Annotated in this window: 13 protein-coding genes; 12 read left to right on the top strand and 1 reads right to left on the bottom strand. The window is 60.2% G+C overall.

Translation table 11 applies throughout. The features are described 5' to 3' along the window. The first annotated feature begins 214 nt into the window (after nt 1-214). Entirely contained in the window at nt 215-1,579 is a 1,365-nt protein-coding gene (locus QP381_RS05195) for an MFS transporter (RefSeq protein ID WP_006680736.1), read from the top strand. 149 nt (nt 1,580-1,728) lie between these two features. Here the strand turns inward: QP381_RS05195 and ispF are convergent, their stop codons facing one another. After that, nucleotides 1,729-2,253 carry a 2-C-methyl-D-erythritol 2,4-cyclodiphosphate synthase gene (gene ispF / locus QP381_RS05190; protein WP_006680737.1) on the bottom strand — a complete coding sequence of 175 codons (525 nt, stop codon included), beginning with the start codon at nt 2,251-2,253 and terminating at the stop codon, nt 1,729-1,731. A 75-nt stretch (nt 2,254-2,328) separates the two neighbouring features. Here ispF and thrC point away from each other — a divergent pair, with 75 nt between their 5' ends. The 11 genes from thrC (at nt 2,329) to QP381_RS05135 (ending at nt 16,271) form a co-directional block, all read left to right on the top strand. Beyond that, nucleotides 2,329-3,792: a threonine synthase gene (gene thrC / locus QP381_RS05185; RefSeq protein ID WP_285068019.1), complete on the top strand. Its 1,464-nt coding sequence runs from the start codon at nt 2,329-2,331 to the stop codon at nt 3,790-3,792. 110 nt (nt 3,793-3,902) lie between these two features. Further along, on the top strand, nt 3,903-5,363 hold the full coding sequence (gene cysS, locus QP381_RS05180) for a cysteine--tRNA ligase (protein ID WP_103633154.1): 1,461 nt from the start codon (nt 3,903-3,905) through the stop codon (nt 5,361-5,363). 233 nt (nt 5,364-5,596) lie between these two features. Then, nucleotides 5,597-6,586: a 23S rRNA (guanosine(2251)-2'-O)-methyltransferase RlmB gene (gene rlmB / locus QP381_RS05175; RefSeq protein ID WP_285068018.1), complete on the top strand. Its 990-nt coding sequence runs from the start codon at nt 5,597-5,599 to the stop codon at nt 6,584-6,586. Nucleotides 6,587-7,073: 487 nt separating this feature from the next. Next, nucleotides 7,074-8,051, top strand: coding sequence for an SPFH domain-containing protein (locus tag QP381_RS05170; RefSeq protein ID WP_103633151.1), 978 nt, complete (start codon nt 7,074-7,076; stop codon nt 8,049-8,051). 42 nt (nt 8,052-8,093) lie between these two features. Then, entirely contained in the window at nt 8,094-8,315 is a 222-nt protein-coding gene (locus QP381_RS05165; protein WP_103633150.1) for a hypothetical protein, read from the top strand. A 144-nt stretch (nt 8,316-8,459) separates the two neighbouring features. After that, the gene (locus tag QP381_RS05160) at nt 8,460-9,740 is read left to right on the top strand and encodes an adenylosuccinate synthase (protein ID WP_103633149.1); all 1,281 of its coding nucleotides are present in this window, start codon (nt 8,460-8,462) and stop codon (nt 9,738-9,740) included. Nucleotides 9,741-10,229: 489 nt separating this feature from the next. Then, nucleotides 10,230-11,204, top strand: coding sequence for a hypothetical protein (locus QP381_RS05155; RefSeq protein ID WP_219811012.1), 975 nt, complete (start codon nt 10,230-10,232; stop codon nt 11,202-11,204). A 97-nt stretch (nt 11,205-11,301) separates the two neighbouring features. After that, the gene (locus tag QP381_RS05150; RefSeq protein WP_006680745.1) at nt 11,302-11,946 is read left to right on the top strand and encodes an FABP family protein; all 645 of its coding nucleotides are present in this window, start codon (nt 11,302-11,304) and stop codon (nt 11,944-11,946) included. Then, the gene (ygfZ, locus tag QP381_RS05145) at nt 11,930-13,219 is read left to right on the top strand and encodes a CAF17-like 4Fe-4S cluster assembly/insertion protein YgfZ (RefSeq protein WP_285068017.1); all 1,290 of its coding nucleotides are present in this window, start codon (nt 11,930-11,932) and stop codon (nt 13,217-13,219) included. The genes QP381_RS05150 and ygfZ overlap by 17 nt, the downstream gene beginning before the upstream one ends. After that, nucleotides 13,219-13,650 carry a D-aminoacyl-tRNA deacylase gene (gene dtd, locus QP381_RS05140; RefSeq protein WP_103633147.1) on the top strand — a complete coding sequence of 144 codons (432 nt, stop codon included), beginning with the start codon at nt 13,219-13,221 and terminating at the stop codon, nt 13,648-13,650. Before ygfZ ends, dtd begins: the two co-directional genes overlap by 1 nt. Before the next feature lie 152 nt (nt 13,651-13,802). Then, the gene (locus QP381_RS05135) at nt 13,803-16,271 is read left to right on the top strand and encodes an ATP-dependent Clp protease ATP-binding subunit (RefSeq protein WP_103633146.1); all 2,469 of its coding nucleotides are present in this window, start codon (nt 13,803-13,805) and stop codon (nt 16,269-16,271) included. Nucleotides 16,272-16,417 lie beyond the last annotated feature (146 nt).

Here is a 16,417-nt window from a genome sequence, read left to right as displayed (position 1 = left end):
TGCCAGCTTGCCCGCCACAGCGGGGTAAGAAAGATGCCCGGTGTGGCCTCGTCAATGAGGGACTAGAACGGGGACACAAGGCAGATAATGCGACCAACTTGCACGTCCACGAAACGTTCAAGAAATCAAATTTCGCTCCTCTTCGTGTTAAGTTCCAGATGTCAGCAACACTGACAGCGCCCAAAGCAGCGGACGTATGTCCGAGGAGAAACGAATGTCATCCACCCCGAACACCCCAGTGGCATCAAAAGAAAAAACGAAAATCCTGACGCGCCCCGTCATTGAATGGGCAGCGTGGGACTGGGGGTCGGCAGCGTTCAACGCTGTCGCCACCACTTTCGTCTTCTCCACCTACCTGACCAGCGATGGGCTGTTCACCGATGCGGGCACCGCGAACTCGCACCTGTCGATCGGGTTGACGGTCGCGGGCCTCATCATCGCTCTTCTCGCGCCGATTACCGGCCAGCGCGCAGACCGTCGTGGTAAGGGCGGTGTCTGGCTCGGCTGGTTTACCGGCGCGGTTGTCCTGTCGATGCTCGCCATGTTCTTCGTCGCCCCCGAATCGTCGATCGGGCCGAACGCGTCGCTCTGGCTCGGTATTTCACTGCTGGGCGTCGGCAACATCTTCTTCGAGTTCGCGTCCGTGAACTACAATGCGATGCTCAACCACCTGGCTGACAAGAAGGACATGGGGCGTATCTCCGGCCTTGGCTGGGGAGCCGGCTACGTTGGTGGCATCGTCCTGCTACTCATCCTCTACGTCGGCTTGATTGGTCCGAACCTGCTGGGTGTGTCCACCGACAACGGTCTGAATATTCGTATCGCGATGATCATTGCGGCACTCTGGTTCGGTCTCTTCGCCCTGCCGGTCGTGCTGCACCCGCCGAAACCGTCGGTCCTGCACCACGATGATTCGAAAGAATCTCTGCTCGACTCCTACCGTATGCTCTGGCAGACCGTGAAGGGCCTGCACCGCGAAGCGCCGCACACACTGTTTTTCTTGCTGGCTTCCGCCGTCTTCCGCGACGGCCTGGCAGGCGTTTTCACCTTCGGTGCAATCCTGGCAAAGTCCGCGTTCGGTTTCTCCGCCGGTGACGTCATGGTCTTCGCAATCGCCGCGAACGTCGTGGCGGGCCTAGCTACCATCGGCTTCGGCGCTCTCGACGACAAGATTGGCCCGAAAAAGGTCATTATCTTCTCGCTCGCTTCGATGGTCGTTTTCGGTCTGGGCGTCTTCTTCTTCCACGCGCACGGCTCGATCGTCTTCTGGAGCCTTGGCCTGTTGCTCTGCATCTTCGTCGGCCCGACGCAGTCGGCATCCCGTTCGTTCCTCGGCCGTATCATCCCCGCAGGTCGTGAAGGTGAAGTCTTCGGCCTGTACGCGACCACCGGCCGCGCCGTCTCTTTCCTGGCGCCGTTCATGTACGGCGTCTTCCTGAAGATCGGCAAGGCGCAGTCCACCGGCGGCGACTACACCTACTGGGGCATCCTCGGTATCATCCTGATCCTCGCCGTTGGCTTGGTCCTGACCATCCCGGTCAAGGCAGACGAGGCACACTTGGAGCACCTCGAAAAGTAATGGGGGAGTAGCGGGCTGACTCTTTCTGCCTGCTCGCCTCTGTTCTCTTCCCGATTCTTGAGGTGCGCTTGTCGCGGGGGATCTCGACCGCCGTTTTCTTCGCGGGTACTCACCCGCGGTTTCCCCGTGACCTCGTTCGTGCTGGCGAACTACTGAGCCCGAACGACGAGCGCAACCGCTGTTGCTGCCAAGCCGTCGCCTCGTCCCGTAAACCCAAGCCCGTCCGTCGTCGTGGCGCTGACGGAAACGGGGGCGCCGACGATCTCGCTCATCCGCTGGCACGCTTCGGGTAGACGCGCAGCCATGCGAGGCTTTGTGCCGATCACTTGCACGGTCGCATTACCGATGTGCCAGCCAGCTTTGCGCGCCATTCGGCATACCTCGACAAGGAATTGTTCGCCGGATGCGCCCGACCACTCGGGTCGACTGGTCCCGAACACGCTTCCCATTTCGCCCAGGCCGGTCGCCGCCAAAATCGCGTCGCACACTGCGTGAGCTGCAACGTCGCCATCAGAGTGACCCTCCAGTGGGGTTTCGCCCGGCCACTCCAAACACGCGAGCATGAGAGTTTTGTCGGGCAGATTCCCACACTCGTCTGCGACTGCGAACGCGTGAACGTCGATCGCTTGGCCAACGCGGAAGGGGACGGGAGTGGAGTGAGCGGTGTCAGTCATGCTTCAAGGCTAGCCGGTGCGACGCGGATTTGGGACGGAGCTCGCACGACAGCCTGACCCCGATAGGATCGGCGCATGCGGTACATTTCGACTCGCCAATCTTCGGCCGACAACGCGCGCTCGTTCAGCGACATCCTTCTTGAGGGCCTCGCTCCCGACGGCGGCCTCTACATGCCTGAAAGCTACCCGCAACTGGGCGCGACAGACCTCGAAGAACTCAGTCGAGTCCTCGCAGATGAAGGCTATGCGGCGCTCGCTGCCCGCGTTCTTGAACTGTTCATTGACGACATTCCCTCCGAGCACCTGAAGGCGATTACCGCTCGCGCCTACCGCACGCCCGCGTTCAGCGACCCGGCGATCGTTCCGGTTACGCACCTCCAGTCCGGAGTCTGGGTGTCGCACCTGTCGAATGGCCCGACGGCAGCGTTCAAGGACATGGCGATGCAGTTGCTTGGCGAACTCTTCGAGTACGAGCTCGACCGCCGTGGAGATTGGCTGACGATTGTGGGTGCGACCAGTGGTGATACCGGCTCTGCTGCCGAGTACGCGCTACGAGGCCGGAATGCCCTGTCGGTCGTCATGCTTACTCCGGCCGGACGCATGACAGCATTCCAGCGCGCGCAAATGTTCTCTCTGCTGGACGACAACATTGTGAACGTCGCAGTTGAGGGCGTATTCGATGACTGTCAGGACTTGGTGAAGACGGTCAACATGGACCCTGACTTTAAGGCGAAATGGCATCTGGGCGCGGTTAACTCGATCAACTGGGCGCGCCTGCTCGCCCAAGTTGTGTATTACGTCGCGACCTGGTTGCAGGTGGCACGAGGTGCGGACGGTGGCCTCGACCTGGATTGCCGAGTGAACGTCGTCGTTCCCTCGGGCAACTTCGGCAATATTTGCGCAGCCCATGTGGCGCGACAGATGGGTGTGCCACTGGGAACGCTTGTTGTGGCCACGAACGAGAACGATGTTCTTGACGAGTTTTTCCGCACCGGTGTCTACCGCGTTCGTTCTTCGGCTCAAACACTGGCAACCTCGTCGCCGTCGATGGATATTTCGAAGGCATCCAACTTCGAGCGCTTTATCTTCGACCTGCTTGGTCGCGACGGGGAGCGTACCGCTCAGCTGTTCGGCGAGGTCCTGAACTCGGACGGCTTCTTCGATCTGTCCGGCACTGAAGAATTTGCCGCCCTTGGCGAAAACTACGGCTTCGTGTCGGGCACCTCAAACCATGCTCACCGCCTGGAACAGATTCTCTTCACCGAAGAAAACGACGGCTACCTGCTGGACCCGCATACCGCGGACGGCATGCACGTCGCACGCCAGTGGGCACCGCGCCTGGGCGGGCCGACCGTCGTCATGGAAACTGCGCTTCCCGTGAAGTTTGCCGACACGATCCGCGAGGCAACCGGCCATGAACCCACCGTTCCCGCCCGATTCGCCGATATTGAGGGTGGCGAGCAACGCGTCGTGAGCCTGCCGAACGACGCCGACGCCCTGCGTGCTCTGATCGAAGAAAAGATCACGCCCAGAAACTGAGCTTCCGAAACGCCTGTCCCCTGTGCCACCCCGCCCTTTCGTCGCGTTACGCAGTCCTAAAAGTGGAGGCGGCCTCGTACCGTGGGAGCCGACGCGGGTAGCATGGCACTATGACGCTTCACCTGTACGACTCGAAGTCCGCCACCCTGCAGCCACTGGTTCCTGTAAACCCGGGGAAAGTGGGGATTTACCTGTGTGGCGCGACGGTGCAGGGTGCGCCGCATGTCGGACACCTGCGCGCGGCCGTCGCGTTCGACTCGCTGATTCGTTGGCTGAAGCGCAATGGTCTGGACGTCACTTACATCCGTAACGTCACCGACATTGATGACAAGATCCTCAACAAGTCCGCCGACGCGGGCGTTGAATGGTGGGCGTGGGCGCAGCGTTTCGAGCGCGAATTCACCGAAGCGTATGCGACCCTCGGTGTTCTGCCACCGACCTACGAACCTCACGCGACCGGGCATATTCCGGACCAGATTGACTTGATTAACCGCCTGATCGAGCGCGAGCACGCCTACGCCGACGGCCAGGGCAACGTCTACTTCTCCGTTGCCAGCCAGGACGATTACGGGTCGCTGACCCGCCAGAAGCTCGACGACATGCGCACCACCGAAGACGAGGCGCAGATCGACGCCGCCGTGGAAGCGGGCAAGCGCGACCCTCGCGACTTTGCGCTCTGGAAGGCAGCCAAGGCAAGCGAGCCGGAAACTGCGGCTTGGGATTCTCCGTGGGGACGAGGCCGCCCGGGCTGGCATCTCGAATGCTCTGCGATGTCGCGGCGCTATTTGGGTGACGAATTCGATATTCACGGCGGTGGAATCGACCTGCGATTCCCGCACCACGAGAATGAACAAGCGCAGTCACACGGAGCAGGTTGGGGATTCGCGCGCCTCTGGGTTCACAACGCGTGGGTCACCATGAAGGGCGAAAAAATGTCGAAGTCGCTGGGCAATGTGCTCTCCATCGACGCTCTGACTGCAGAGCATCCGGCTGCTGCCGTTCGGTGGGCGCTTTCGACCGTTCATCACCGCAGTGGAATTGAGTGGGGCCCTGAAACCATGCCAGCTGCTGCCGCTGCATGGGCGAAGTTTTCCGCCTTCGTGGAACGCGCGATTGCGATTGCAGACGAGGTTCCCGCTTCCGAAATTGCACTGCCTGCGTCCGAACTACCCGAGGGCTTCGTGACCGCAATGGACGATGACCTGAACGTGGCCGGAGCGCTTGCCGTCATTTACGAGCACATGAAGGCCGGCAACGTTGCCATCGAAGCGGGCGACACCGAAGCGGTCCGACGTGAACAGCAGTTGGTGCGCTCCATGCTTGATGTCATTGGACTTGACCCCGCATCCGAGCAGTGGCGAAGCGGACTAGGCTCCGCTGGAACAGCTGGAGGTGCGGGATCTGGCGAACACGACGCGCTCGACACCCTCGTTCAGGCCGTCATCGAAGAACGTGCGCAGGCTCGCGCCGAAAAGGACTGGGCGCGCGCAGACGCTCTTCGCGACCGCCTCGCGAACGCAGGAATCGAAGTCGCTGACGGGCGTGATGGAGCAACCTGGAAACTCGCCTGACCTTCCGTTGATCGCAGGCACGTTTCTCGCGAGGAATTGCCAAGGCCGATAATCGGAGCGAAAGCTGGAAATCGCTGGCGTTCTCGGCCTCGTCAATTGGTGAACAAGAGAAAGTGCGCCGTGATACCTACCGCAAATGGCGATATCGTGCGGGAAAACAGTCGGGGAGCCGATAGGCTTGCTATCTGAACTGCTCGCCGGGAGGCGAGACCAACGAACGATAGGTGAAACTCATGGCGGGAAACGACGGTCGTCGCGGCGCAGTGCGCAAACCCGGATCGAAGAAGGGCGCGAAAGTCGGCACCGGCGGGCACTCGCGTCGTAGGCTCGAAGGTAAGGGGCCGACCCCGAAGGCTGAAGACCGGACCTACCATCCCGCGTACAAGCGCAAGATCCAGCGGGAAGCACGCGAAGCTCGGGAAGCAGCGATCGCGCGCGCACGCGCCAAGTCATCCATCAAGGTCGCACCCGGCCACGAACTGATCGCCGGTCGCAACCCCGTCGCCGAAGCTGTCCGCGCCAACGTGCCGATTGAACGTGTCTTCGTGCTCGACAATGTGAAAGACGACCGCGTCGAAGAGGTCATCCGCCTCGCCACCCACATGGGGGCCCCTGTTTTCGAGGTCACCCGTCGCGACCTCGACGTCGCAACTGAGGGCGCAGTCCACCAGGGCGTAGCCGTTGAGGTGCGCGGATACGAATACTCGCACGTCGAAGACCTGATCGTCGGATCCTTCCAGAAGGTTGGAACGCCCCTGCTGGTCGCGCTCGACCAAGTGACCGACCCGCACAACCTGGGCGCAGTTCTCCGTTCTGCCGGAGCATTTGGTGCCGACGGTGTCATTATCCCGGAACGTCGCTCCGCAGGTGTCAACACCACCGCGTGGAAGGTCTCTGCTGGCGCAGCCGCCCGAGTTCCCGTCGCGCGTGCAACCAACCTGGTCCGTGCCCTCGAGGAATGCAAGAAGAACGGTATGTTCGTCATCGGCCTTGACGGCGGGGGAGACGCGTCGTTGCGCGGGTTGAAGCTCGCCGATGCGCCGCTGGTCGTTGTCACCGGCGCCGAAGGGGCGGGCCTGTCCCGCCTGGTCCGCGAAACCTGCGACCAGATTGTGTCCATCCCGATCTCGTCCGCGGTCGAATCGTTGAACGCCGCCGTCGCAACCGGCATTGCCCTGTACGAGGTCGCCTCCGTCCGCGCGGAGGCTGCCGCGGTTAAGTGAGGTAACCGTCAACTACGGTAGGCATTGCCTGGCGAGGTAGGTGATGCCAGCTGAGGTAGGTGTCGCCAGCTTTTTCGTCGTGCCCGTGTTTTCCCTTACGTAAGAGCGCGAGCATGAGGCATGTGTGGGTGCTCGGCGGAGTGCGGGTGGTGGCAGGCGTCGGTTTTTGTCGTGTAAGGCGATGTTTTCCCAGTTGAAAGCCCATTTTCGTCGCCTTGTACGTCTTTTCTTTCCTGAGCGCTCATCCGGGTTGCCTTCAGCTGACCAGATGTGCCACGCATTCTGCGTGAGCACCCATTTTCGGCTGGCGTTGCGCGCGTGGCCTCGCGAATTGTCGATAGTACGCGATCGTGAATGATGCACGAGACCGCCCACTGTATCCAAACAAAAACATGCTATTGACGCGGATTAAAAAATAGATATCATATTGATATCGCACTCGTGTGGAGCTAGCCGACCGGCTGGCGCGAGTCGCAAAGGAGAACTGATGTCGCACTCGGTGGCTCAGGAAGAGCACATCAACGTCAAAGGCGTAGCTGATAATGCGTTTGCTGAAGCAAAAGCGCGCGTGAATATTGCGGAAAAGAAGGCGCCGGCACTCGGATCGGCGATCGCCTTCCCGATGGCCTTGATCCTGCTCGCAGGTTTCGGCTACTCGATCTACCTGTTCGTTACAGGTGCGATCGCGGATGACGCTGGCGAAGCGGGCGGTGTCGCAAGAATAGTCTCCGGTTCGGTCATGTTCCTCCTCGTCATGGTGTTGATGCCCTGCTTGGCGGTCGTCTCTCCTGGCCAGACCTCGGTTCGCCAGTTCTTCGGCAAGTACGTTGGCACGGTTCGCAAGACGGGCCTGGTGCTGGTACCACCGTTGACGAATGGCAAGAAGGTCTCCGTCAAGGTCCATAACTTCGAGACGAGCGAGCTGAAAGTCAACGATTCCGACGGTAATCCGGTGAATATTGCGGCGATCGTCGTGTGGCAGGTTGCTGACACGGCGCGCGCGGTCTTTGCAGTCGAGCAGTACGAGGAATTCATCAAAGCTCAGGCGGAGTCGGCGCTGCGTCACGTCGCCACGTCGCACCCCTATGACGAGCCCGGCCCGGGCGAAACCTCGCTACGTGGCGGTACAGACGTCGTCTCTGCTGAACTTGCGCGCGAAGTTGCGGCTCGCGTCGAACTGGCTGGTCTTGAAATCGTCGAGGTTCGTATTTCGTCTCTCGCTTACGCGCCCGAAATTGCGCAGGCAATGTTGCAGCGCCAGCAGGCCGGTGCTGTGATCGCTGCCCGTGAGCAGATCGTTGAAGGGGCGGTCACCATGGTTGAGCAGGCGCTGAACCGTCTGGAAGACAATGACATCGTGTCGCTTGATGATGAACGCAAAGCTCAGATGGTGTCGAACCTGCTGGTCGTGCTCTGCTCTGATCAGCGCACTCAGCCGATCGTGAATGCGGGCTCGCTGTACTGACCTGCTGGGTTGGTATTGGGGAGCGAATCGCCGGGTGAGTAAATGACTCCGAAGAATGAGCGCAAGCAAATTCTTCTGCGCTTAGATCCTGCCGTCCACGAGGCGTTGTCCAAGTGGGCGGCAGACGATCTGCGCAGTGTGAACGCGCAGATTGAGATCATTCTGCGTCGCGCGCTGAAGGATGCGGGGCGTGAAGCAAAGGCTCAGCCGCTTCGGGGACGAGGCCGCCCGCCCAAACAAACCCCCAATGAAGGGGCGGAGTAAGATTTCTATTGCTTCATGCGTACGTGAAGGCGTATGCGTTAAGCGTGTCTGCTGTTACTGCTCACGCGCTGGCGTAAATCTCGGTAGAATGGTGCGAGGTGCGGCCACAGTCGTACGTATAGCAAGAATATCGGGGAGAAACCCATGCCAGCCGTGATCGTGCTCGGTGCCCAGTGGGGCGACGAAGGTAAAGGTAAGGCGACCGACCAGCTCGGCCAGAACACTGACTATGTTGTGAAGTTCAACGGCGGTAACAACGCCGGTCACACTGTCGTCATCGACGGGGAAAAGTACGCGCTGCACCTGCTGCCCGCGGGCATCCTGTCCAAGGGTGTTACCCCGATCATCGGCAACGGTGTCGTCGTCGACATTGATGTTCTGTTCCAGGAATTGGCAGAAATGGAATCGCGTGGCGTTGACTGCTCGCGCCTGAAGATTTCCTCCAATGCTCACATCATCCCCAGCTACAACCGTCTGATGGACCAGGCGAACGAGCGTGCTCGCGGGAAGAATCAGATCGGCACAACCGGCCGTGGCATCGGCCCGACCTACGCGGACAAGATGAACCGCGTCGGCATCCGCATTCAGGATCTGTTCGACCCGAAGACGCTGAGCGAGAAGATCGAGGCAGCTCTTGCTCCGAAAAATGAGGTTTTCGCAGCCGTCGGCATGGAAACTCTCGACCCTGACACCGTCACTGAAGAACTGCTCGCATATGCCGATCGCATCCGCCCAATGGTCTGCGATGCGTCCCTCGAAGTGAATGACGCGCTCGATCGTGGCGACACGGTGCTTTTTGAAGGTGGTCAAGCCACCATGCTCGACATCGACCATGGCACGTACCCGTTTGTGACCTCGTCGAACCCGACCGCCGGCGGTGCGCTGACTGGCACCGGTGTTGGCCCGACCCGCATCGACCGCGTTGTTGGTGTTGCGAAGGCGTACACGACGCGCGTGGGTGAAGGCCCGTTCCCGACAGAACTTGATGATGAGGTCGGTGAGGCCCTGCGTCACAAAGGTGGCGAATTTGGTGTGACCACCGGTCGTGCTCGCCGCACCGGCTGGTTCGACGCGGTTGTCATGCGCTACGCGACCCGCATCAACGGCCTGACCGACATCTGCCTGACGAAACTCGACGTGCTTTCTGGCTATCCGACCATCCCGGTCTGCGTCGCCTACGAGGTCGATGGCGTCCGCATGGAAGAAATGCCTCTTGACCAGGTCGGTTTCGAGAACGCTGTCCCGGTGTACGAAGAACTGCCCGGTTGGGAAGAGGACATCACCGGTTGCCGTACCTTCGAAGAGTTGCCGAAGAACGCGCAGGATTACATCGCGCGCCTCGAAGAGCTGTCGCGTTGTCGCATTCAGTCGATCGGCGTCGGCGCTGGTCGTGAAGCGACGATCGTCCGCTACCCGCTGATCTGACACCGCTGGCGACCGTCCGCCGTTTGGCGGATCTCTCGCCCCGCGCAGACTGAGCTGCTACTCCGCTGATTTTGACGTGAGCTTAGCAGTACCGTCCGCGATCATAATGACGAGGCCTGGCCCGGGTGAAACACCCGGGCCAGCCTTGTTTTATCCCTTGGCGTTCATAGGGGCCTACAGGGAACGGGCGGAACAGAAAAAGTGGCCACGACAGGAAACCCATCGCAGCCACTTTCCAACGATTAGACACCGAGCCGAAAGCGCCTGTCGGCGCGAAGGCCGCTCGTAGCGGCAAAGTTTGGAGCCCGGGGCTTAACAACTCGGTGCGCGTACAAGCATACGTAATGCGAGCCTCGCCAGCGAGGGGAGGAGAGGTGGGACATCCCACCAAAATGTGCGACCATGAATCGTATGGAGTCTGTTCCCACTCGACCTGCCTCGAGGCCCCATTCTCATCGAGGGCGTCGCGATTTAAGCGACCGCCTTTCGATGGCAACCCTGTCAATCGCGACCGGTATGCGCTTATCCGCGGTCATCGTTCTTCTTTTCTCGATTCTGACCGTGGTCGTGTGGACGTTGCCGGCAATGTCTTTGACGTTTGCTTCTCTGATTGCTCTGATCGGTGTTGTTCTTGCCTTCACGTGGGGTGCGCTTACCGGTCTGGATCTTCCTCCCCTCACGATTATCGCGTTGGCGTTTTCGGCAGCTGTTCTGCCGATGGTGGTCGCGCTGACGGGCGACTTAAAATATGGCGTTCCGGTGATTGGGGCGTCGGTTGTTGCGATTGTTGCTTCGGTGATTTTCACGGCTCCAACGCCAACGAATCACTCGTTTATCACAGGTGAGAATTGTGCTGAAACGATCGCGCAACGCCAGCGTGAGCGGGCTCTTCAGGAAGCTCTTATCGCAGGTGAATCAGTCGATGAGGCCGATGTGATGGTGCTACGCCGAGTGAAGACTCGTCCTAATGAGCGTCCGACCTCTTTGACTCTTGCCTCCGCGATCGGAGCCTTGATTCTGATTGCCGCGTCGGCTGTGTGGATCACGTTGAATTCTCTTGAGCAGTGGAGCATGATGATCCCCGTTGCCGCGGTCTTGATTGCGCTGATTGTGTGGGGAGACCAGATTGGCCACACCTATCGTTCGCAGTCGATTGGTGCGCTTTCGGTGGGAGCGATCTCGGGCGCAATCATTGGTGTTGTCGCATATATTGCCGGTCGCGCATCGCAGATGACGCCGATTATTCTTCCGGGCCTTGCGTCTGTCATCGGTCCGATCCCGGCGGCCGCTCTTTTCGGTTTGCTTGAAGGTGTGGCTGTTGGTGTGACGATTGTGGTTCTTGATGGTCTGCTAGGTGATCACACGACGCGTCGCCCGCCGACGGGTGCGCTGGGTCGCGCCTGCGCAAAGTTCTTGGTTGCTGCGATTCCGATTTACGCGTTGATCCGCATCGGTGGCATCTGAGCCAAATCCTCGCTTCGAGCCTCGAAACTGCTGACTGACGCGGTGGTCGCGGATCCAAATATCGCGTGGGCGCGCGCAAACCTTTAGGCTAATTTCCATGATGGTTATTCCTGCTGATTTGCCTGTTGCTCTTGCTCCTCTCGCGTGGATGCTCGGTACGTGGAAGGGCTGGGGGATGGCCGCTGGCGCTGAAACGGATACTGCGATCATTGAAGAGATGCGCGGTGAGATTTGTGGTGAGCAGATGCGTTTCACCACGTCGATTTACCAGGGGCTTCCGGCTCCCGGCGTTGAGATTGAGCCGACGTGGGACGCTGCCGAGGGGCTGTCACACATTGGTCGCGGTGAGCTTTTGGTCGAAGAGACGATGTACGTGTCGGTGATGCCGGGCACGGATGAACTGCCTCCGCCGGGTCAGTATGTGCCGCGCGAGTTCACGGCGACTTCGGCTTTGACGAATGGTCTTGGTGTGCTGTGGGCGGGCGTGGGAGTTGGCCCGCGCGTGCAGATGGTGTCGGATGCGATTGCGCGTGACGCGAAGGCGCAAGAGGTCGAACACCTGGGTCGCATGTACGGCCTGGTTGCGGGTGAGCTCATGTGGACGCAGGAAAAGACTATTGTCGGTGGCGAAGCTGGAGTTGAGTTCTCAGGCCGCTTGATGCGTACCGAGCAGGCGCGCACCGCGTCGGGCGAAGCCGTTGAAGGCATTGACGCCCAGGCTGAGAGTGGTTTCCTTGTCTGATTCCCCCGTTTCTTCCACTACGTCGGATTCGCCTGCTGACGAGTGGCTGTCTCCGCTTGCCACGTGGCCGGGTGCGATTCTCACGTCCGACGATCTAGGGGACCAGGCCACCCGCGCTCAAGAAGCTGACACCCCTGAAGAAGGGGCGGAGCCACAGACCTTTGCGATCCCCGTGACGCCGATTGCCCTGCATTACGGCGACCCTTTGGGGGAACAGTGGGCCTTGGAAGAGGGGCGCGCGATCACGGATCGCGCAGACTTGGGCGTCATCACCGTGTCTGGTGCGGATCGTCAGACGTGGCTGACCAGCATTACGACGCAGATTGTCACGGGTATGGGCCCGGGGGATTCGAAGGAGCTTCTGGTTCTGGATCCTCAGGGTCATATTGAGCACCAGGCTGCAGTAGCGGACGACGGTGAGAACACGTGGCTGATCTGTGAAGGCCATGACACCCAAGGTCTAGCGGAGTTCCTGCGTTCGATGCAGTTTGCTCTGCGCGTGCAGGTTGATGTGCGCTCTGACGTGACGGTGTTCGCGACCGCGGGCAGTGACACGGATACAGCTACCGGACTTCCCGGCCTCGTGCTGACGTGGAACGATCCGTGGCCGGGCGTGACCGAGGGAGGCACGGAATACTTCCAGGGCTCTCATCCGGGCGCGCGTTCACGGATATGTTTGCATGTTGTGCATCGCGACGGGGCGAAGCAGTTTATTACCGACTGGCTGGCCACTGATGCGAAGCGGAAGCCTGCGGGGTTCCTTGCGTGGGAGGCGATGCGTATTGCTGCGTGGCGCCCGCGCTTGGGTGTCGACACGGACGCGCGGTCGATTCCGGCTGAGGTCGACTGGCTGCGCACCGCGGTCCACACGAATAAGGGCTGCTATCGCGGGCAGGAGTCGATTGCTCGCGTGCTCAATTTGGGGCGTCCGCCGCGTCGCCTGACGTTCCTGCAGCTTGATGGTTCACGAGGCGACCTTCCCGAGGTAGGTACTCGCATTGAATCGAACGGTCGAGTTGTTGGTATCGTGACCTCTGTTGCTCGCCATAGAGAGCTTGGTCCGATTGCTTTGGCGGTGCTTGCGCGCAACGTTCCGGCGTCGATGGTGTTCGACTTGGGTGGTATTGCTGCAGCTCAGGAACTGATTGTTCCCGTTGATGGCAAATCTGCAATGTCCCCCGAAACACGTCCGGGCGCTGATTTGAATAATCCTGATCTGCGTCGCCATGACGTGTCGCCGATCGGTGGCCTGGGCGCGTTGGGAGCCCGCTGATGCGCGCGGTTATTCAGCGCGTGACCAGCGCTTCCGTGTCTGTTGACGGTCAGGTTGTCGGGGCGATTGATCGCCCGGGCCTGATGGTGTTGCTCGGCGTGAAAAGGGGAGACAGCGCGGAGCAGGTTGCGACTGTCGCCCGTAAGATCGCGGAACTTCGCATTCTCGGTGATGAGCAGTCCGCCTCGGAACTCAGTGCTCCGATCCTGGTGGTTTCGCAGTTCACGCTCTACGGGGATACGCGCAAGGGGCGTCGCCCCTCGTGGGTGAATGCCGCCCCGGGCGATGAAGCACAGCCTCTCGTCGATGCGGTTGTCGCCGATTTACGAGGTCGCGGCCTCGAAGTAGCAACGGGCGAATTCGGCGCGATGATGGAAGTTTCGCTGGTCAATGATGGCCCGTTCACCGTACTGGTGGAATCCGAAGCGTAACTGAAACAGCCGGGAGCCGATCGGCCTCGTCGATATTCCTTTTTCACCCCATGGCGAACTAACGCGCATATAATCGTGCGCTCGCTTAGTGTGGTTTCAGTTGAAGAATCACTCCGCGTGTTGGCGCGGTCCCCGGACGCAAAGGGAATGACATGTTCGAACGGTTTACCGACCGAGCTAGGCGCGTCGTCGTCCTCGCGCAGGATGAAGCGCGCGGGCTCAAACACAACTACATCGGGACTGAGCACCTTTTGCTCGGCCTGATCTCCGAAGGTGAAGGCGTCGCCGCGAAGGCGCTCGCGATGATGGACATTAACGATGACGACGTCCGCGCGTCCGTCATTGAGATCATTGGCGAAGGCGAAAAGACGGTTGAAGGTCACATCCCCTTCACACCGCGAGCAAAGCGAGTCTTCGAGCTATCACTGCGTGAGGCACTGCAGCTCGGCCACAACTACATCGGCACCGAACATCTTTTGCTCGGCCTGCTGAAAGAAGGTGAAGGCGTCGCCGCCCAGGTCCTGACCAAGCGTGGCGCTGACCTTTCCCAGGTCCGTCAGAACGTGATCCAGCTACTCAGCGGATACCAGCGCGGCGAAGGTGAAGGACGTGAATCTGTCGGCGCGGGCGTCGGCGGATCCTCCACGCACGAACGCCAGAACTCTGCGGTTCTAGAGCAGTTCGGTCGCAACCTGACCCAGGCTGCTCGCGATAACAAGCTCGACCCGGTGATTGGTCGTCGCGTCGAGATGGAGCGCGTCATGCAAGTCCTCTCGCGTCGCACCAAGAACAATCCGGTTCTGATCGGGGAACCCGGCGTTGGTAAGACCGCCGTCGTCGAGGGACTGGCGCAAGCAATCGTCCACGGTGATGTGCCCGAAACGATCAAGGACCGCCAGATCTACAGCCTGGATATGGGGTCGCTGGTCGCTGGCTCGCGCTACCGTGGCGACTTCGAAGAACGCCTGAAGAAGGTCCTCAAGGAAATCCGTACGCGTGGCGACATCATCCTCTTCATCGACGAAATCCACACCTTGGTTGGTGCGGGCGCCGCTGAAGGGTCGATCGACGCCGCCCAGATGCTCAAACCCATGCTTGCGCGTGGCGAGCTCCAGACGATCGGCGCGACCACGAACGACGAATACCGCAAGTACATCGAAAAGGATGCGGCGCTTGAACGACGCTTCCAGCCTGTGAAGGTCGACGAGCCCTCTGTCGAGGACACCATCGAAATCCTGAAGGGCTTGCGCGATCGTTACGAGGCCCACCACCGCGTCATCATCACCGATGAAGCAATCAAGGCGGCCGCTGAACTTGCGGACCGATACATCTCTGATCGCTTCCTGCCGGACAAGGCCATCGACCTGGTCGATGAGGCGGGCGCGCGCCTGCGTATTCGTCGTATGACCGCTCCGCCGGAGTTGCGTGAACTCGACGAGAAGATCGCCGAAGTTCGTCGCAACAAGGAATCGGCGATCGACGATCAGGACTTCGAGAAGGCAGCCGGCCTGCGCGACGAAGAATCCAACCTGGTTGCTCAGCGTGAAGAGAAAGAAACGTCCTGGAAGGGCGGAGAATCCGACTCCATCGCAGAGGTCACGGAAGAAGAGATCGCCGAGGTCTTAGCCATGTCGACTGGTATCCCGGTCTTCAAGCTGACCCAGACTGAGACGACGAAGCTTTTGAAGATGGAGGATGAGCTGCACAAGCGTGTCATCGGTCAGGAAGAAGCTGTTCGCGCACTGTCGCAGTCGATCCGCCGCACTCGCTCTGGGCTGAAAGACCCGAATCGTCCCGGTGGCTCGTTCATCTTCGCCGGTCCGACCGGTGTCGGTAAGACCGAGCTGGCGAAGGCGCTTGCCGAATTCCTGTTCGGTGACGAAGATGCTCTGATCCAGCTGGACATGTCCGAGTTCTCTGAGAAGCACACGGCATCGCGCCTCTTCGGTGCTCCTCCTGGCTACGTCGGCTACGACGAGGGCGGCCAGCTGACCGAAAAGGTTCGCCGCAAGCCGTTCTCTGTCGTCCTCTTCGACGAGGTTGAAAAGGCTCACCCGGACATCTTCAACTCGCTACTGCAGATCCTCGAAGAAGGTCGTCTGACCGACTCCCAGGGACGCAAGGTCGACTTCAAGAACACGGTCATCATCATGACCACGAACCTCGGCACGCGGGACATTAACAAGGGTGTTTTGACGGGCTTCCAGTCCGCTGACAACCTGACGCATGACTACTCGCGTATGAAGGCAAAGGTTGATGAAGAGCTCAAACAGCACTTCCGCCCCGAGTTCCTGAACCGCGTCGATGACACGATCGTGTTCCCGCCACTGAACAAGGATCAGATCAAGCAGATCGTCGACCTGATGATCGCGAAGCTGGCCAAGCGTATGGAAGCGCAGGACATGCACCTGCAGCTCACCGACGAAGCGCGCGACCTGGTGGCCGATCTTGGCTTCGACCCGGTGCTCGGTGCGCGCCCCTTGCGTCGCGCCATCCAGCGCGAGATCGAAGACGCTCTGTCTGAGCGCATCCTCTTCGGAGAGATCGTGGCCGGCCAGGTTGTTACGGTCGGTGTTGAGGGTGAAGGTTCGGACAGAAAATTCACTTTCAACGCTCACTGACCTTCAACGGTCAGCGGCTTCAATGCTTAGCGGCCGGCGTTGACCGTGTAGAGCTGGCGGGCTCACCCTTGGGGTGGGCCCGCCAGTGTTTTTGTGCACCGACTGCACTTGGTGCGACGGTTTGGTTTGTTTTGGTGGGGTTTTGT

The organism is Pauljensenia sp. UMB6358 (assembly GCF_030216865.1).
Lineage (GTDB): Bacteria > Actinomycetota > Actinomycetes > Actinomycetales > Actinomycetaceae > Pauljensenia > Pauljensenia turicensis_A.
Note: the sequence above shows the minus strand (reverse complement) of the source record. Positions and strands in the feature narration are given on the sequence as shown.